The 17794-nt window shown below is 73.6% G+C and carries 19 protein-coding genes; 10 read left to right on the forward strand and 9 right to left on the reverse strand.

Features of this window, described 5'->3' with window-relative positions; genetic code table 11:
* Positions 1-79: 79 nt before the first annotated feature.
* From ACFVHV_RS13780 to ACFVHV_RS13790, 3 genes are all read right to left on the reverse strand, one after another.
* Positions 80-1369, reverse strand: a complete 1290-nt coding sequence (locus ACFVHV_RS13780; protein ID WP_380351278.1) for a DUF5667 domain-containing protein — start codon at positions 1367-1369, stop codon at positions 80-82.
* 265 nt (positions 1370-1634) lie between these two features.
* Complete coding sequence (locus tag ACFVHV_RS13785) at positions 1635-2456, reverse strand: ECF subfamily RNA polymerase sigma factor, BldN family (protein WP_380351316.1); 822 nt, start codon at positions 2454-2456, stop codon at positions 1635-1637.
* A 635-nt stretch (positions 2457-3091) separates the two neighbouring features.
* A complete protein-coding gene (locus ACFVHV_RS13790) occupies positions 3092-4138 on the reverse strand; it encodes an HAD family hydrolase (RefSeq protein WP_380351279.1) in 1047 nt (348 codons plus the stop codon).
* A 104-nt stretch (positions 4139-4242) separates the two neighbouring features.
* On the opposite strand from ACFVHV_RS13790, the gene ACFVHV_RS13795 reads away from it, so the two are divergent.
* The 7 genes from ACFVHV_RS13795 (at position 4243) to hemB (ending at position 11602) form a co-directional block, all read left to right on the forward strand.
* Complete coding sequence (locus ACFVHV_RS13795) at positions 4243-4536, forward strand: glutaredoxin family protein (RefSeq protein WP_359902750.1); 294 nt, start codon at positions 4243-4245, stop codon at positions 4534-4536.
* A 172-nt stretch (positions 4537-4708) separates the two neighbouring features.
* A complete protein-coding gene (locus ACFVHV_RS13800; protein WP_359902753.1) occupies positions 4709-5464 on the forward strand; it encodes a 3'-5' exonuclease in 756 nt (251 codons plus the stop codon).
* Between the two features lie 101 nt (positions 5465-5565).
* Positions 5566-6468: a redox-sensing transcriptional repressor Rex gene (locus tag ACFVHV_RS13805; protein ID WP_359902755.1), complete on the forward strand. Its 903-nt coding sequence runs from the start codon at positions 5566-5568 to the stop codon at positions 6466-6468.
* Positions 6469-6493: 25 nt separating this feature from the next.
* A complete protein-coding gene (locus tag ACFVHV_RS13810; RefSeq protein ID WP_359902758.1) occupies positions 6494-7858 on the forward strand; it encodes a glutamyl-tRNA reductase in 1365 nt (454 codons plus the stop codon).
* Positions 7859-7899: 41 nt separating this feature from the next.
* The gene (gene hemC, locus ACFVHV_RS13815; RefSeq protein ID WP_359902761.1) at positions 7900-8907 is read left to right on the forward strand and encodes a hydroxymethylbilane synthase; all 1008 of its coding nucleotides are present in this window, start codon (positions 7900-7902) and stop codon (positions 8905-8907) included.
* The gene (locus tag ACFVHV_RS13820; protein WP_359902764.1) at positions 8904-10553 is read left to right on the forward strand and encodes a bifunctional uroporphyrinogen-III C-methyltransferase/uroporphyrinogen-III synthase; all 1650 of its coding nucleotides are present in this window, start codon (positions 8904-8906) and stop codon (positions 10551-10553) included. Before hemC ends, ACFVHV_RS13820 begins: the two co-directional genes overlap by 4 nt.
* A 68-nt stretch (positions 10554-10621) precedes the next feature.
* Entirely contained in the window at positions 10622-11602 is a 981-nt protein-coding gene (gene hemB, locus ACFVHV_RS13825) for a porphobilinogen synthase (RefSeq protein WP_359902767.1), read from the forward strand.
* A 79-nt stretch (positions 11603-11681) separates the two neighbouring features.
* Here the strand turns inward: hemB and ACFVHV_RS13830 are convergent, their stop codons facing one another.
* The 3 genes from ACFVHV_RS13830 to ACFVHV_RS13840 form a co-directional block, all read right to left on the reverse strand.
* Positions 11682-11951 (reverse strand): hypothetical protein, encoded by a 270-nt coding sequence (locus ACFVHV_RS13830; RefSeq protein WP_359902770.1) that lies wholly within the window; start codon positions 11949-11951, stop codon positions 11682-11684.
* A gap of 212 nt (positions 11952-12163) precedes the next feature.
* Positions 12164-12508 (reverse strand): rodlet layer protein, encoded by a 345-nt coding sequence (locus ACFVHV_RS13835; RefSeq protein ID WP_359902772.1) that lies wholly within the window; start codon positions 12506-12508, stop codon positions 12164-12166.
* Positions 12509-12592: 84 nt separating this feature from the next.
* A complete protein-coding gene (locus ACFVHV_RS13840; protein WP_359902775.1) occupies positions 12593-12937 on the reverse strand; it encodes a rodlet layer protein in 345 nt (114 codons plus the stop codon).
* A 299-nt stretch (positions 12938-13236) separates the two neighbouring features.
* Here ACFVHV_RS13840 and ACFVHV_RS13845 point away from each other — a divergent pair, with 299 nt between their 5' ends.
* Entirely contained in the window at positions 13237-13902 is a 666-nt protein-coding gene (locus tag ACFVHV_RS13845; RefSeq protein WP_359902778.1) for a hypothetical protein, read from the forward strand.
* Positions 13903-13993: 91 nt separating this feature from the next.
* Here ACFVHV_RS13845 and ACFVHV_RS13850 read toward each other — a convergent pair whose 3' ends face one another.
* The 3 genes from ACFVHV_RS13850 to ACFVHV_RS13860 form a co-directional block, all read right to left on the reverse strand.
* Positions 13994-14371, reverse strand: coding sequence for a hypothetical protein (locus ACFVHV_RS13850; protein WP_380351282.1), 378 nt, complete (start codon positions 14369-14371; stop codon positions 13994-13996).
* A 113-nt stretch (positions 14372-14484) separates the two neighbouring features.
* Complete coding sequence (locus ACFVHV_RS13855; protein ID WP_359902783.1) at positions 14485-14754, reverse strand: chaplin; 270 nt, start codon at positions 14752-14754, stop codon at positions 14485-14487.
* A 110-nt stretch (positions 14755-14864) separates the two neighbouring features.
* Entirely contained in the window at positions 14865-15107 is a 243-nt protein-coding gene (locus tag ACFVHV_RS13860) for a chaplin (RefSeq protein WP_359902786.1), read from the reverse strand.
* A gap of 496 nt (positions 15108-15603) precedes the next feature.
* On the opposite strand from ACFVHV_RS13860, the gene ACFVHV_RS13865 reads away from it, so the two are divergent.
* Positions 15604-15843 (forward strand): chaplin, encoded by a 240-nt coding sequence (locus ACFVHV_RS13865; protein ID WP_359902789.1) that lies wholly within the window; start codon positions 15604-15606, stop codon positions 15841-15843.
* A 243-nt stretch (positions 15844-16086) separates the two neighbouring features.
* Positions 16087-17760 (forward strand): RICIN domain-containing protein, encoded by a 1674-nt coding sequence (locus ACFVHV_RS13870; RefSeq protein WP_380351284.1) that lies wholly within the window; start codon positions 16087-16089, stop codon positions 17758-17760.
* Positions 17761-17794 lie beyond the last annotated feature (34 nt).

Genomic DNA, 17794 nt, shown 5'->3' on the forward strand with positions numbered 1-17794 from the left:
GCCGGGCGCCACGGAAGAATCCGGGTACGGCGGGGGCCCGGCGGATATCGCACTCCGCCGGGCCCCCACCGCCCTGCCGTCAGCCGCCCAGGATGCGCAGCCCGGGCAACAAGTCCGGGAGCAGCGGGGGCACCTCGACGCCCTGCGGCTGGGCCGCGTTCGGGGCGCCGGGCGTGGCCTGCTGAGGTGCCTGCTGCGGGGCCGCGTCGGCGCTCGGCGAGGGCTTGGTGCCGGTGAGGCCGCTGGTGAGGCCGCCGACCAGGCCGTTGACGGCGTCCGGGGCGCTGCTGGGCAGGGTGTCCGGCAGGACGCCGCCCTTGCCCCCGGTGCCGGAGGCGCCGGAGCCGGGGTTGGCCGGGGCGTGCTCGGGGGCGCCGGGGCGGTTGCCGGCGGAGCCCGGGGCCCGGTCGGCGCCGGCCGTGGTGCCGGATCCGGCCGCGGGGGACCCGGCCGGGGAGCCGTCGGTGGAGTGGGAGGAGCCGTCGCCCGCTCCGGAGCCGGCCGCGCCACCGCTCTGAGCGGGGGGCAGGACCAGGCGCAGGGGCGCGACGTCCTCGCTCATGTCGTCGAAGAGGCGGTTCACCAGGTCGGCCTGCTGGGTGAGCTGGACGGGCAGTCGGCCCTGCAGCTCGCTCCACCGGCCGTCCTCGTCGTGGGCGAAGCCGGCCAGCGCCCGCATCGGGTCGAGCGAGCCGTTGCTGCGGTAGACCGAGCGCAGCAGCTCGCGGCCCCTGAGGGCGTCGGCGTGCATGTCGTCCAGGGCGCGGCGGACCTGTTCGACGGTGGCCGGGCTGAGGCCGCCGGCCGGGCCGGTGCGGCCGACCAGGGTCTTGGCCTCGCCGAGCCGGGTGGCCGCGTTGTCGAGCAGCAGTTCGCCGCGCTCGGAGTCGGAACCGGCGAAGTCGAGCCGGAGTCCCTCCAGCCCGCGCTTGAGGCCGTACAGCGTGTCCCCGGGGAGGGCGTGGGCGCTGGCCGCGGCGGCGCCGGTCAGGCTGCCGACGGCGAGCCCGGCGACCAGCCCGCCGATCGCGAACCGGCGGCTCCAGCGGCCGCGCGGCGCCGTCCGGATCGCCCGGTGGCGGCGCTGCCGGGGCACCGGGGTGCCCGTCCCGCCGGCGAAGGCCTGCTCGAACGCGGCCATCAGCTGGGCGCGTTGGACCGTGCGGACCTCCCGGTCCAGCACCGGCCCGGGCAGCGCCCCCAGCGCGTCGGTCAGACCGACCAGTTCGGCCATCGCGACCGGACCGGCGCCGGTGGCGGCGGCGTTGTCCGATTCGGCGTTGGCCGCAGCGCGTTGCTCTGCCTGGTGGGCCTCCAGCGCCTCGGCGAAGGCCTTCGCCCGCCGGTGCTCCAGCACGTTTGCCGTCACGGGCCACACCTCCCTTCGTCGTTGTCGACACCCTGGCCTGCCGGACGGTTGCCCTGGCTGGCCAAAGCCACTCCATCGGGTGATAGGCCGCAATTCGACTTGACCGTACGCCTGGTGGGGGCTTGCACGTTGGCCAACGAGTGGTGCGGGCGGTCGGTTACGCACGGCTGATCATCGGACCGACCGTTCACCCTGACGTGTCGGCCGGGCGCGAACGGTGACGGACGGCCGTGCCGTATGGCACCGGGGTCGTCCTCGGCATGGTTCATCGCGCGTCGGGCGGGAGCAGCCGGGCCAGGGTGCGGACGGCGCGGTACTGGAGGGTCTTGATGGCGCCCTCGTTCTTGCCCATGATCCGGGCCGTCTCGGCCACCGAGAGCCCCTGCAGGAAGCGCAGGGTGACGCACTCCTGCTGCTGCGGGTTGAGCCGGCGCACGGCGTCCAGCAGGGCGGCGTTGGAGAGCGACTCCAGCACCGACTCCTCCGGGCTGCGCTCGCACTCGTTGGAGTCCAGCATCTCGCCGGTGGTGACCTCCAGCCGGAAGCGGCTGGACTTGAAGTGGTCGGCGACCAGGTTGCGGGCGATGGTGACCAGCCAGGCGCCGAAGTCCCGGCCCTGCCAGGTGAAGGTGCCGATCCGGCGCAGGGCGCGCAGGAAGGTCTCGCTGGTGAGGTCCTCGGCGGTGGCCCGGCTGCCGACCCGGTAGTAGATGTAGCGGTAGACGGTGTCCGCGTAGTGGTCGTAGAGCCGCCCGAAGGCCTCGCTCTCGCCGGCCTGGGCGCGCTCGACCAGCTCCATGATCGGGTTGTGCTCGGTCTCGTAGCCGGGGTTGGGCGCCGTCCGGGCGCGGCCCCGGCCGGCGCCGGTGCTGCCGGTGCGGCCGCGCGAGCCGGTGCCGGCCGAGCCGGCGGCGGTGGTGCGCAGCGCCGGGCCGGGCGGCTGGGGCTGGACGAACGATCCTCCAGCCGGCGCGAGTTGGGGCAGGACGGCGAACTGGCTGCGGAGCAGGGTGCGCAGCAGGGTCAGGCCGGTGGAGATCTGCCGCTCGGCGGTCGGCCGACCGCGCAGGCCGGTGCGGGGGCGCAGGGGCGCGGACGACGGGCGGGAGGGTGCAGGCGCGTCGTTCCGGACGGGTGGGTACACGGGACTCCCAGAGGCAGAACTGTGGACGGATCACCTCCGCCTGCGCGGAGAGCACTCCCCGAAGCGTCCGTTCGAGCGGGACGCGTGGTGACGTGCATCCAGGAGAGAATAACGCTTTGTGCAATGACAGCTACACCGTGTGGTCGAAGTGGTCGTTTGGGATCCATTTGTTGTGCATATTCGGCTGACACTGACCGGAGCTGTCATCGTTCATCCGGCTCAACGTGATCGAACAGGCGCTCAGGGTGACCAATTCGGCGGCCTGAGGGGCGGTTTCCCAGCCTTGGGGCTCGGCAACCCCTGACTTTCCCGGCCTGGCGAACGATCAGAACCGGTCACCGGGCGACAGGTTCGTGCAGGTGACTCGGACCACCCTGCGGTGCAGGGGAGTTCGCCCGTAAGAGGGGCCAGGTCAGAGGCCCTGTTGACGCCCGCTCGCTCGCCGGGGCGAGCCCGTCCGGACGGCGTCCCGACGGCGTCCCGACGATCCGCCGACGACCTCCCGACCGTCTTCGGGCGGCCCTCGGGCGCGCCCCCGGCGGTCTTCGGGAGCCCGCGCGACCCCCGGCGCGGGAGGTTCAGGAGCGGCGCCTGCGCCGGTTCAGCGCCACCCCGGCCGCCGTCGCGCCGGCCAGCACCCCGAGCGCGGCCGCGGCCGGCAGCCCCACCCGGGCCGCCTTGCGCCCGGTCCGGAAGTCCCGCACCCGCCAGCCCTGGGTCCGGGCGTGGCGCCGCAGCGCGCCGTCCGGGTTCACCACGTACGGGTGGCCGACCAGCGAGAGCATCGGGATGTCGTTGGCCGAGTCGCTGTAGGCGGCGCAGCGGTCGAGGTCGAGGCGTTCGCGCCGGGCCAGCGCGCGGACGGCGGCGGCCTTGGCCGGGCCGTGCAGCAGGTCGCCGACCAGCCGGCCGGTGTACAGGCCGTCCCGGGCCTCGGCGACGGTGCCCAGCGCGCCGGTCATGCCGAGCCGCCGGGCGATGATCCTGGCTACCTCCAGCGGGGCGGCGGTGACCAGCCAGACCCGCTGGCCGGCGTCCAGGTGCATCTGGACCAGGGCGCGGGTGCCGGGCCAGATCTTGTCCGCCACGACCTCCTCGAAGATCTCCTCGCAGATCGCCTCCAGGTCGGCGGTGGGCTTGCCGGCCACGATGCCGAGGGCGGACTGCTTGGCGTCGGAGATGTGGTCCGGGTCCTCGGTGCCGTGCAGCCGGAACCAGGCCTGCTGCCAGGCGAAGCGGGCGATGTCGCGGCGGGTGAGGAAGCCGCGGCGGTAGAGGCCGACGCCGAGGTAGAAGATCGCGGCGCCGCGCAGGATGGTGTTGTCGCAGTCGAAGAAGGCGGCGGCGCGGGGGTCGTCCGGGTCCGGGGTGTGGTTCTCGGTCGAGGCCTTGGGGGTCTTGGGGGCCCTGCCGGGCTTCGCCGCGGCCGGCGCGTCCGGCCCGGTGCTGCCGTCCGTTCCGGTGGTGCCGTCCGGCCCGGTGCCGCCGTCCCGCCCCGCGGTGCCGTCCGGCCCGGGCTCGGCCCGCAGCGCGGCCTCGGCCGCCTCGGCCGCGGCTTCGCCGGCCAGGGCGCTCCGCTCGCTGCTGGAACGCCTTGCCTGGGTGAGCCTTCTGAGCACGGCCATGTCATCGAGGATAGCCAGCCGGGCGCGCGGCGACCGTGACGGAGCCGTGCCCGCGAGGTGAACAGCTCCACCGGGTGCCGGGTGCCCCCGGGCGGGCGGGTGCCATGGCGGAGAATGGGGTGGTGAGCCCACTGCTGCGACGCAAGAGCCCCGAGCCCGCGGACCGGACCGTGACCCTGGTCGGCAAGCCGGGCTGCCACCTGTGCGACGAGGCCCGCGAGGTGATCCTCCGGGTGACGGGCGAGCTGGGGGCGTCCTTCGAGGAGCGGGACATCACCCAGGACGAGGAGCTGTACCGCCGCTACTGGGAGCAGATTCCGGTCACCCTGATCGACGGTCGCCAGCACGACTTCTGGCGGGTCGACGAGCGCCGTCTGCGCACTGCCCTCGGCGGCTGAGCGGGGCCTGACCGGGCGTTCGTCCGTGTACCGACCCCCCGCCGATCGGCGGGGGAGGTTCGCCGAATCGTTGCCGAAGACACTCCGTTCCGGCGTGGGGCGGGGCGGGTCGGTCGGCTTACGATCGAACGCGTTTGCGCCCGTGGGGGGCTGAGCACACGAGGAGTGCGCCATGCTTCCCGGTCCTGCCCTCCGGGTGTCCGGAGCTCCGGAGCCCCGGACGGTCCCCCGGGGCTTCGCCGTGGTGGACGTGGAGGCGACCGGCCGCAGCCCGTGGCGGCACCGGGTGGTCGAGGTGGCCGTGGTGCTGCTCGACGAGCGGCTGCGTCCCGAGGGCGAGTTCGCCACCCTGCTGGATCCGCTGGGCCCGGTAGGTCCGACCCATGTGCACCGGATACGCCAGTGCGACGTGGAGGGCGCCCCGCGCTTCCGGGAGATCGCCCCGCGGCTGCTGGAGCTGCTGGCCGGCCGGGTGCTGGTGGGTCACCACGTCAGCTGCGACCACGCCTTCCTGGATCGCGAGTTCGCCCGGATCGGGGTGCCGCTGCCGCCCGTGCCGCTGCTGTGCACGATGCGGCTGGCCCGCGCGCACCTGCCGCAGGCCCGCGGCCAGGGCCTGGCGGCCTGTGCGGAGGCGGCGGACCTCGGCTGGTACCCGGCGCACACCGCGCTGGGCGACGCCCGGGTGACCGCCGAGCTGCTGCGGCACTGCCTGGGCGCCCCGTCCTGCCCGCCGGGCGACTGGGCCGGCCCGCTGCGCGAGGCCGCCGAGGTGCCCTGGCCCCGGCTGGGGCGGGCCCGTTCCCACCCGTCCGGCGCCGGCGTCCCGCTGCTGCGCAGGGAGGCCCCGTACGGCCCCTGGCTGCCCGGTTCGCGAGCCCCGGAGGTCGTGCTGACCCGGGCCGGTGCTATGCGGTCGATGGCGTGATGCGCATCACTGTGTAGGGACAAAACGGACACCATCTTTGTGCACACGTTCACAAACGCATAGCCTGGCTGCCAAAGCCCAGCTTCACCCACAGGAGCACCGTGGCAATCGGCCGATCACCACAGAGCAGTTCGCAGACGCCCGACCAGGGCGCCGCGCGCCGACCGTCGCGTGCCCGGGGCATCCCGGAGGCGACAGTCGCCCGCCTGCCCCTCTATCTGCGGGCCCTCACCGCGCTCTCCGAGCGCTCGGTGCCGACCGTCTCCTCCGAGGAGCTGGCCGCCGCGGCCGGCGTGAACTCGGCCAAGCTGCGCAAGGACTTCTCCTACCTCGGCTCCTACGGCACCCGCGGCGTCGGCTACGACGTCGAGTACCTCGTCTACCAGATCTCCCGCGAGCTCGGCCTGACCCAGGACTGGCCGGTCGTCATCGTCGGCATCGGGAACCTCGGCCACGCGCTCGCCAACTACGGCGGGTTCGCCTCCCGCGGCTTCCGGGTGGCCGCCCTGTTGGACGCCGACCCCAACGTGGTCGGTTCCACCGCGGCCGGACTGCCGGTGCGGCACATGGACGAGCTGGAGTCGATCGTCGAGAGCCAGCACGTCTCCATCGGCGTGATCACCACCCCGCCCGGCGCCGCCCAGCAGGTGTGCGACCGGCTGGTGGAGGCCGGCGTCACCAGCATCCTGAACTTCGCCCCGACCGTGCTGACCGTCCCGGACGGCGTGGACGTGCGCAAGGTGGACCTCTCCATCGAGCTCCAGATCCTCGCCTTCCACGAGCAGCGCAAGGCCGGCGAGGAGCCGGACGACCGTGCCGAGTCGGTGCTGGACCGCGCCCCCGGTCCGGTCCGGGCGGCCGCCGCCAAGCTGCGCCGCGCGGCCGGCGGCAGCGGCAAGCCCCGGGGCACCGTCGAGTCGGCGGCCAAGGACCAGGCCGAGCAGGCCAAGGGAAAGTCCGCCAAGGGCGGCGACGGGGATCTCTCCGCGGTGATGCCCGCATGAACACCGAGAGCTGTGGGGGGCGGGCATGAGCCTTCTCGTCGTAGGGCTGAGCCATCGCACCGCCCCGGTCGGGGTGCTGGAACGCGCCGCGCTGACGGGTGACGTACCGACCCGGCTGCTGCACGACGCCGCCGCCACCGCGACGGTCGGCGAGGCCGCGCTGCTGAACACCTGCAACCGGATCGAGCTGTACGCGGACGTGGACAAGTTCCACGCCGGCGTCGCCGAGCTGTCGCTGCTGCTGGCCCACCACAGCGGGGTGGACCTGGAGGAGCTGACCTCCCACCTGTACGTCCACTACGAGGACCGCGCCGTCCACCACCTCTTCTCGGTGGCCTGCGGCCTGGACTCGATGGTCGTCGGCGAGGGCCAGATCCTCGGCCAGCTGCGCGACGCGCTGGCCAAGGCCCAGGAGGAGCACACCGCCGGGCGCGGCCTGAACGAGCTGTTCCAGCAGGCCCTGCGGGTCGGCAAGCGCGCGCACAGCGAGACCGGCATCGACAAGGCCGGCCAGTCGCTGGTCACCTTCGGCCTGGAGCAGGTCGCGGCGGGCGCGGGCGAGATCGCCGGCAAGCGCGCGCTGGTGGTCGGCGCCGGCTCGATGAGCTCGCTGGCCGCCGCCACCCTGGTCCGCTCCGGCGTGACCGACCTGCTGATCGCCAACCGGACCCCGGCCCGCGCCGAGCGGCTGGTCGAGATCCTCGGCCCGGACGTGGCCTCGGTCCTGGACCTGGCCAAGGTGCCGGAGGCGCTCGCCGAGGTGGACCTGGTGATCTCCTGCACCGGCGCGGCCGGTGTGGTGATCAAGGCCGAGGACGTGGCCGCCGCGGTCGCCTCCCGACGGGACGCCCAGCGGCTCCGCCACGGGGCGTCCGAGCCGCTCGCCCTGCTCGACCTGGCCATGCCGCGCGACGTCGACCACACCGTGCACGAGCTGCCCGGCGCCCTGCTGGTCGACCTGGAGAGCCTCTCCCACGCGCACGCCGCCAGCCCCGGCGCCGGCGACGTCGACCAGGTCACCCGGATCGTCTCCGACGAGGTGACCGCCTTCGGCGCCGCCCAGCGGGCCGCCCGGATCGCGCCGACCGTGGTCGCGCTGCGCTCGATGGCCTCCGACGTGGTCGCCGCCGAGCTCGGCCGGCTGGACTCCCGGCTGCCCGACCTGGACGAGCGCTCGCGCGCCGAGATCACCCAGACCGTCCGCCGCGTCGTCGACAAGCTGCTGCACGCCCCGACCGTCCGGGTGAAGCAGCTGGCCGCCGAGCCGGGCGGCGCCTCCTACGCGGAGGCGCTGCGCGAACTGTTCGACCTCGACCCGGCGGCCGTGCACGCCGTGTCGGGCACGCCCGTCGGCGGGGCGCCCCAGCCCTCGGCCGGGGGCACCAGATGAACCGTCAGCCATCCCACGAGTACCACCGGGACGATCACCTCATGAATGGTCAACCGATCACGGAGCAGCCCTCGGCCACCGCGGCCCTGCGGCTCGGCACCCGGCGCAGCGCCCTCGCCATGGCGCAGTCGGGCATGGTGGCCCGCGAGGTGACCAGGGTCACCGGGCGCGCCGTCGAGCTGGTCGAGATCACCACCTACGGCGACACCTCCCGGGAGTCGCTGGCGCAGATCGGCGGCACCGGGGTGTTCGTCTCCGCGCTGCGCGACGCGCTGCTGGAGGGCCGGATCGACTTCGCCGTGCACTCGCTCAAGGACCTGCCCACCGCCGCCCCGCAGGGGCTGGCGCTGGCCGCCGTCCCCGAGCGCGAGGACGTCCGGGACGCCCTGGTCGCGACCGAGGGCCTGGCCCTGGAGGAGCTGGTGGAGAAGCTGGCCGGCGCCGGCCGCCCGGCCCGGATCGGCACCGGCTCGCCCCGCCGGATGGCGCAGCTGAACGCCTGGGCCAACGCCCGCGGCGCGCAGCTGGAGACCGTCGCGATCCGCGGCAACGTGGACACCCGGATCGGCTTCGTGACCAGCGGCGAGCTGGACGCGGTGGTGCTGGCGACGGCCGGCCTGAACCGGCTCGGCCGCAGCGCCGAGATATCCCAGCACCTCGACACCGAGGTGATGGTCCCGGCCCCCGGCCAGGGCGCGCTCGCGATCGAGTGCACCACCGCCGACACCGGGCTGACCGCCGCGCTCGCGGCGCTGGACCACGCCCCCACCCGGGTCGCCGTGGCCGCCGAGCGCGCCCTGCTGGCCACCCTGGAGGCCGGCTGCTCGGCGCCGGTGGCCGCGCTGGCCACCTGGGGCCGGGAGAACGAACTGCGGCTGGACGGCGTGGTCGGCGACCCCGACGGAACCGCCCTGCTGAAGATGTCCGCCAACGGTCCGATCGTCCTCGACGAGACCGCCGAGCAGCAGGCGGTGGCCCTCGGCCGCGCGCTGGCTGACCGGCTGCTCGCCGCGGGCGCGGCCGCCCTGATGGGGGAGCGAGCCCGATGAGCCCCACCACCGCCACCGATGCCCTGTTCCCGGTGGGACAGCCCGCCACCGGACGGTGCACCTTCCTGGGCGCGGGCCCCGGGGACCCGGGCCTGCTGACCCTGCGCGCGGTCGAGGTGCTGTCCACCGCCGACGTGCTGGTCGCCGACCCGCTGACCGCCGCCGCCGTGCGCAGCCACTGTCCGGCCGGCGTGCAGGTGCACGCCCCCGCCGCCGAGGGCACCGACTTCGACCTGGCCAAGCTGGTCGCCGAGGCCGTCCGCTCCGGCAAGCACGTGGTCCGCACCGTCGACGGCGACCCCGGCCTGGACGGCTGCGCCGCCGAGGAGATGCTCAGCTGCGCGGGCGACGGGATCCCGTTCGAGGTGATCCCGGGCGTGGCCCAGTCGGTCGGCGTCCCGGCGTACGCGGGCGTCCCGCTGCGCGCCGGGTCCGGCACCGACGTGCGTTTCGTGGACGGCGCCGCGCTGCTGGCCGGCAGCCCGGTGGACCTGGGCGCGCCGGAGACCACCCTGGTGGTCCGCACCACCCTGGGCCAGCTGCCCGCCACCGCCACCGCCCTGGTCGCGTGCGGCCGCAAGCCGGAGTCGGCGCTGAGCGCCACGCTCTCCGGCACCACCACCCGCCAGCGGACCTTCACCTCCACCCTGTCCGGCATCGCGGCCGACCTGAAGGCCGCCCGGGTGCTGCCCTCGCCGGTCTCCGCCCCGGTCGACCCGGCCACCTCGGTGATAGCCGTGGTGGGCGAGCAGGTCGCCCACCGGGCCTCGCACTCGTGGTTCGAGACCAAGCCGCTGTTCGGCTGGAACGTCCTGGTGCCGCGCACCAAGGAGCAGGCCACCGGCCTGTCCGAGCAGCTGCGCTCGTACGGCGCGGTGCCGCAGGAGGTGCCGACCATCGCGGTCGAGCCGCCGCGCACCCCGCAGCAGATGGAGCGGGCCATCAAGGGCCTGGTCACCGGTCGCTACGAGTGGATCGCCTTCACCTCGGTGAACGCGGTGCGCGCCGTCCGGGAGAAGTTCGAGGAGTACGGCCTGGACGCCCGCGCGTTCGCCGGGATCAAGGTCGCGGCGGTCGGCGAGACCACCGCGCAGGCCCTGGTGGACTTCGGCGTGAAGCCGGACCTGGTGCCCTCCGGCGAGCAGTCCGCGGCCGGCCTGCTGGAGGACTGGCCGCCGTACGACCCGGTCTTCGACCCGATCGACCGGGTGCTGCTGCCGCGCGCCGACATCGCCACCGAGACCCTGGTGGCCGGCCTGGTCGAGCTCGGCTGGGAGGTCGACGACGTGACGGCGTACCGGACGGTGCGCGCCTCGCCGCCGCCGGCCGAGACCCGTGAGGCGATCAAGGGCGGCGGTTTCGACGCGGTGCTGTTCACCTCGTCCTCGACCGTCCGGAACCTGGTCGGCATCGCGGGCAAGCCGCACAACGTGACCGTCATCGCCTGCATCGGCCCGGCCACCGCCAAGACCGCCGAGGAGCACGGCCTGCGGGTCGACGTGATGGCCCCGGCGCCGTCGGCGGCCGCGCTGGCCCAGGCGCTGGCAGACTTCGGGGCCAAGCGCCGCGACACCGCGACGGCCGCCGGTGAGCCGGTCTACCGGCCCAGCGAGCGCCGTCCCGGCTCGCGCCGCAAGGCCCGCTGACACCCCTCATGGCCGGGGGCGGCCGACCGTCGCCCCCGGCACTGCACAACCGTTCGGAGAGAGAAGCCGTGTCCGCTGAATTCCCGTACGTACGCCCGCGCCGACTGCGCCGGAGCCCGGCGATGCGCCGCCTGGTGGCCGAGACCCGGCTGCACCCGGCGGAGCTGATCCTGCCGCTGTTCGTCCGCGAGGGCGTCAGCGAGCCCGTCCCGGTGAGTTCGATGCCGGGCGTGGTCCAGCACACCCGGGACACCCTGCGCAAGGCCGCGGTGGAGGCGGCCGAGGCGGGCCTGGGCGGCCTCATGCTGTTCGGCGTCCCGCAGGTGCAGGACGCGACCGGCAGCGAGGGCACCAACCCGGACGGCATCCTCCAGCAGGCGATCCGGGACGTGGTCTCCGAGGTCGGCGACTCCCTGGTGGTCATGTCGGACCTCTGCCTGGACGAGTACACGGACCACGGCCACTGCGGCGTGCTGGCCGCGGACGGCAGCGTCGACAACGACGCCACCCTGGAGCGCTACGCCGAGATGGCCCGGGTGCAGGCCGACGCCGGCGTCCACCTGGTCGGCCCGTCCGGCATGATGGACGGCCAGATCGCCGTGATCCGGCGGGCGCTGGACGAGGCCGGGCACCAGGACGTGGGCATCCTCGCCTACACCGCCAAGTACGCCTCGGCCTTCTACGGCCCGTTCCGCGAGGCCGTCGGCTCCTCGCTCAAGGGCGACCGCAAGACCTACCAGCAGGACCCGGCCAACGCCCGCGAGTCGCTGCGCGAGCTGGCGCAGGACCTCGCCGAGGGCGCGGACATGGTGATGGTCAAGCCGGCCATGGCCTACCTGGACATCCTGCGCCAGGTCGCCGACGCCTCCCCGGTGCCGGTCTCCGCGTACCAGGTGTCCGGCGAGTACGCGATGGTCGAGGCGGCCGCCGCGAACGGCTGGATCGACCGGGAGCGGATGATCATGGAGACGCTCACCTCGATCCGCCGCGCGGGCGCCGAGCAGATCCTCACCTACTGGGCCCTCGAAGCCGCCGCGATGCTCAAGTAGCGGACCCCGTACGGCGGAAGGCCGGGCCGCTCCCGTGGGGGAGCGACCCGGCCTTCCGGGTTTCCGTCAGGCCGTGGACTCAGATGCCCACGTCGCCGGCGTGCGCGAAGCCCGCGCCGCCGCCGATCACGTCGGTGGAGGTGGCGGCACCGCCGCCGAAGCCTCCGGCGACGACGTCACCGGCGTGGGCGACGCCGAAGCCCCCGCCGGCCACGAACGGCTGGTCGGCGGAGGCGACGAACTCGCCGCCGCCGGCCAGGCCGACGTGGGCGAAGGCCGGGGTGGCGGCACCCGCGAGCGCCAGTGCGGCGGCGGCGGTCAGGGCGGCCTTGGCCAGCTTGCTCTTCATGGAACTGCCCTCTCTCTGGGAGCGCCCCGCGGGCGCTCTGACACGTGATCACAACCGGCGGTCCTGATCGGCGATCCACGCGCCGGACCGGCCCGCCGCTCACCCGTCCGGACCGCGCTGCGGCGCGGCCGGCCGGACACTTCGCCCGCACAGCCCGGAGGGCCCGGGGAGGTGATCCTCCCCGGGCCCTCCGACCGTGCTGTGCCCCTTGATCAGCCGATCAGGTGCGAGACACCCGCGTCGCCCGTGGACTGGGTGTTCTGGCCGACGTTGCAGATCTGCTTCGGCTGGTTGTTCAGGACCGGGACCTCGACCGGGACCGCGATGCCGATGACGGCGACGGCGACGTTGTGGATCTCCGGCAGGCAGATGTTCGGGTTGTCCAGAACGTGGCTGTTCGGGCTGCCGTTGCCGGCGGTGCCGGTGTGGTTGGTGCCGCCGTTGCCCTGGACGGAGGTGGCGGCGCCGTCCGAGTCGACGATGGCGGAGGCCGAGCCGGCGGACATCGCGAAGGCGGCGGCGGCCAGGCCGGCGGCGGCGAGGGACTTCTTGATCATCTCTGGTTTTCCTCTCGGGGTGAATCGGGGAGCGATTCGTAGGTGGATCGGAGGGTGGTGCAGGGAGAACGGAGCGGCGACCGATCAGCCGATCAGGTGGGACACGCCGCCGTCGCCCTGGCTCTGGGTTCCCTGGCCGACGGTGCAGTACTGCCTGCCGCCGTTGTTGGCGATCGGGACCTCGACCGGGACGGCCACGCCGAGCACGCCGACCGCGATGTTGTGGATCTCCGGCAGGCAGATGTTCGGGTTGTCCAGGAAGTGGAAGTTCGGGCTGTTGTTCCCGACCGTGCCCGTGAAGTTGGTACCGCCGTTGCCTTCGATGGAGGCGGCGGCGCCGTCCGCGTCACCGATGGCGGAGGCGGGCGCGGCGGCACCGGCCAGCGCGGCGACGGCCAGGCCGGCGGCGGCGAAGGACTTCTGGATCATGGCGAGATCCCTCTCTGAAATGCTCTTTGGATTCCGTGCGTACAACGCTGAGAACGCTCAGACCCGGTCTGCAGTCACTGACGTCCAGATCAAAGAACGACGGCACGGAAGGTTACGGGGATTCTTGAAAAGAGTCCCGGAGGCGCGACGGCGGGGGGAATCCGATCGGATTATTACTCCGAACCGGTTAACGGCCGCAATCCGCACTCCCGGTCACTCGTTGAGCAGATCGCTTTCCGGTTGCGGCCCCGCAGCCCTTCCCAATGATCCCCAGTACGGACAGCAGAACGGTGAAAAGCATGAAGTTCTCCCAGCGGGCCGGCGCGATGCTGCTGGCGGTCGGTGCCGGTGTGCTCGCCTCCCAAGGAGCGGCCGGCGCCGCCACCCCGATCGGCCCCGACCAGGTCGGCGCGCTGGAGGACGCGCTGGCCACCCAGCAGGTCCCGGCGGACATCCCGCTCGCCCCGCTGGGCAGCCGGCTCACGGCCGGCATCCCGACCTCGCTGGTGATGCCGCCGGCGCCCGACCGGACCACCAGCGGCGGCGGCGCGCTGCTCCCGGAGCAGATCCTCCCCCAGCTGACCACCGGCAAGGTCGGCCCGAGCGCCAAGGCCGATCTGCCGCTCCCGCTGGTCGACCAGGGCGCCGACCTCGGCAAGGTGCTGCTGGACGCCCCGGCCGCGCCGCTGCACGCCAGGACCCCGGGGCTCACCCTCGGCAAGCCGCTCTCGCTCGCCCAGGACGGCGCCGGCCAGCTCGCCGACGGCCGGCTGAAGGTGGACGAGATCGACCCGCGCCTGGTCTCCGGCGCGGTGCAGGTGGTTCCCGGGGCCAAGGCCAGCCTCGGGGGCGAGGACAGCCGGCTCTCCCTCACCGACACGGCGGCCGCCCTGGCCGGGACCACCACCGGGACCGCCACCGGCGTGGTGCAGACGACCGGGCTGACGGGCCTGACCCAGCTCTGAGTCGGCTCCGACCCGGGCGCCGCGCCCGGGGACGGGAGCCCGGCACCCAGGCCACGCGGCCGGGGTGCCGGGCTCCCGCGCGCCCGGGGGCTCAGCCCGGCAGGAGGCCGGTCAGCCCGCCGACCAGCGGGAGGTCCTTGACGCCGCCGCCGGCGCTCAGCGGGCCGGTCAGCGTCCCGGTGCCGACGGCGGGCAGGCCCTGGTCGGGCTGGAGGGCCGCGCCGTTGTTGAGGAAGTCGGCCGAGGAGTTCGCCCACGGGTCCAGCCGCAGGCTCTTGATCGGCGCGATGCCGTAGCCGAGGCCGGTGGTGGTCCCGCCCAGCGCCTGGCCGAGGTCGGTCTTGGTCAGCGTGGCCGGGCCGGCCGGGGCCTCGCCCGGGGCGGTGGCGGCCTGCGCCGAACCGGCGCCGAGCAGCACCGCGGCACCCACGGCGGCGGCCAGTCCGGCCGCGTTCTTCTTCGAAACCATCGTGATCACCCTTCGGTGGATCGGGGATCCCGGACGGCTGTCCGGGGACGCCGAACTGCCCCCCGGCCGACTGGTCGGGGGGCAGGACGGCCGGAACACGTGCCGATCGGGGATCAGCAGTCGTCCGCGGGCGGCGGGGGCAGCTCCACGTTGGCGCAGGCGTTGCCGAAGGCCGGGTTCAGCAGGCCGACGATGTTGATGGAGTTGCCGCACAGGTTGACCGGAACGTGCACCGGGACCTGGATCTGGTTGCCGGAGATGACGCCGGGGGAACCGACGGCCGCGCCCTCGGCGCCCGCGCTGGCGGCGGCGGAGCCCGCCGCGCCCAGCACCAGGCCGGCAGCGGCGGCGGAGAGGACGGCGGCCTTCTTCATGTTCTGCATGGGGGGTTGATCTCCTCGATCACACACGGGTGGAGCGTGCCGCGCCCCGGCGCTGCGGGGCGCGGCACGGGCTCGGTGAATCGGCTGTCGCCGGTGCGGCGACCGCGGGTTCAGCCGATGTTGGCGCACTGGTTGCCGAAGGCCGGGTTCAGCAGGCCGATGATGTCGATGCTGTTGCCGCACAGGTTGATCGGGATGTGCAGCGGGATCTGGATCTGGTTGCCGGAGAGCACGCCGGGGGAACCGGCGGCGACGCCCTCGGCGCCCGAGCTGGCGACCGCACCGCCGGCGGCACCGAGCACCAGGCCGCTGGCGGCCAGGGACAGGACGGCGGCCTTCTTGAAGTTGCGCATGTCATTCCTCCGATTTCTGCCCGACGGAATGGGAATGTCGGGAGTCGGGCGAGCGCGAATACTCACCCGAAGGCTTCAGGGATTGCCGTGATTGTCACTCGGTCGGCGCATATCGGCGTGTTCCGCCCATGGCTCGGGCGTGGCCGTGACTGCCGGGTCGCGGTGCCTTCCGGAACGATTCCCGCACGGCCGGGAAAGGCTTCGGACAAAGGCGCGACCAGGTGGAATTCCGGTCGGGCGTTCCGGCACGGGTTGCCGGACGCCGGGTTCTGGGAGGCCCGCCGCGCGGGGGCCGGTGGAGACCGGGTTCCGTGAGGGAGAACGAGGCACCGCGCGGGGGGAAACGGTCCGACCCTCCGATCACCCGAATGCCCGGTCCGCGGCGCCGTTGCGCCGGATGGGTGACAGTGCCGGGACCGTCGCAACCGGTCCGGTGGGGTCTCGTTCTAGATGTCGCACTCCCCGTGCATATCTGTCGAACAGTCAGGAGGCTCGTATGAGCATCAAGAAGACCGCCGCCGTCGGCGCGGCCGTGGTGGGCATCGTGGCCACCGGCGCCGGTTCCGCGATGGCCAGCTCCGGCGCCCAGGGCGTCGCCGCCGGTTCCCCCGGTGTCGTCTCCGGCAACCAGATCCAGGTCCCGGTGCACGTGCCGATCAACCTGTGCGGCAACACCATCGACATCATCGGCCTGCTGAACCCGGCGTTCGGCAACAAGTGCGCCAACGTGGGCTGAGCCCGCACCCGGTTCGGCCGGTACGAGCCGCCGTTCCGCGCCTCCCTCCTGGGGCGCGGGGCGGCGGCTCTTCGTTGTGCCGGGAGCGTGTCGATCCGTCGGTTCCCGGCGGTGTCACGAGTCTTGTTGCGTTACTTGTCAGTACCTAGAATGCGAGACCTGCTCACCTTTCCTGCTCCTCTCTTGCTCCGCACCGCTCGGCTCCCCGCCAGGGCGGTCCCCCACCCCCGCAAGGAGTCGCGTGTGATCAGGTCACCCCTGCCGGCGGCACGGCGAACGCGTACGGGTGCGTCCCGGTGCGCCGCACTGCTCGCCACCGGAGCCCTCCTCGCCACCCTCGGCCTGACCGGCGCCCCCGCCGCCCTGGCCGACCCCGCCCCGGCCGCGCCCGCGGCCACCCGTCCGGCCGCGATCGTCGCCCTCGGCGACAGCGCCATCTCCGGGGAGGGCGCCGGCACCGACACCAACGACGGCTACTTCCCGGAGACGGACAGCCCCACCAACTACTGCCACCGCCACCCCAAGTCGGAGATCTTCGTCACCGACATCCCCGGGGTCACCCCGATCGACCTGGCCTGCTCCGGCGCCCAGACCGGCGACCTGGTCAGCGACCCGGAACTGGCCAAGGTCACCGGCCCCGGCAGCGGCGACTTCGGCGAGCCCAAGCAGGACGTCAAACTGGCGGACACGGCGGCCAAGTACGACGTCAGGATGGTCGTCGTCACCATCGGCGCCAACGACGACTTCGACTTCAGCGGGATCATGATGCACTGCCTGGCGCAGTACTTCCCGATCCCCAAGGACCAGGGCTGCCGGGACACCATCGGCAGCGACGAGATCCGCCGGCGCGCCAAGGGCGTCCAGCCCAAGGTGGTCGCCGCGCTCCAGAACATCCGTCAGACCATGCGCAGGGCCGGCTACGCCGACTCCTCGTACCAGCTGGTCTACCAGTCGTACTTCAACCCGATCACCCCGGACATCCGGCGCAACGACTACCTCGGCAAGATCGCCGACGGCTGCCCGGCCTTCCCCGAGGACCTCGCCTGGGGCCACAACTGGGTGGTGCCGACACTCAGTGACGCGCTGCGCGGCGCGGTCGAGCAGGTGCCCGGCGTCCGGTACCTGGACCAGCGGCGGGTCGCCTTCGGGCACGAGGTCTGCGCGGAGTGGACGTCCTCCCCGTACGAGTACTCCAACGGGGACGTCATCAACCTCTCCGAGTGGGCGCGCAACGGCTGCGACTCGCAGATCGGCATCCCCGGGCTGTGCATGAACATGATCCGCCAGTCGTACCACCTGCGGGTGGCCGGCTACCGCGGCGAGGGCGTCTGCCTCGGCCAGTTCTACGCCCGGACCGAGCTGGCGCAGGCGTACTGCACGCTCAACCAGCAGAACACCACCTCGATCCAGCCGCTCACGCCCGGACAGCCGTTCGGGGACGTCCCCGAGGACGGCGCCTGGTACCAGCTGACCAACGCCGCCAGCGGCAACGCGCTCGACCTCACCGGCGGCGGCAGCTACGGCGACTCCACCAACGGGCGGCCCGCGATCACCTATCCGGCTACCGGCGGGCTCAACCAGTCCTTCGTCCTGGAGGCCAAGGCGGGCGGCAGCTACGAGCTCGACTTCAGCGGCAACCGGAACATGTGCCTGGACGCCAACGCCGGCTCCACCGCCCCCGGCACCCGGATCCAGCAGTGGGGCTGCAACGGCGGCGGCAACCAGCACTGGGTGTTCACGCCGGCCGGCGACGGCCGCTACAAGATCGCCGACTCCCAGGACCGCAGCAAGGTCCTGGCTGCCGGCAGCACCCTCGACGCCAAGGGCAACCCGTACGTCGAACTCGCCACCGACACCGGCGCCGCCAACCAGCTCTGGCAGCTCACCAAGCTCGGCATCGTCTACGTCCACGGCTGATCCACCCGCACGCGCCCAGGCCGTCGCCGCCCCC

It is taken from the genome of Kitasatospora sp. NPDC127116, assembly GCF_042677365.1.
Classification (GTDB): domain Bacteria; phylum Actinomycetota; class Actinomycetes; order Streptomycetales; family Streptomycetaceae; genus Kitasatospora; species Kitasatospora lactacystinica.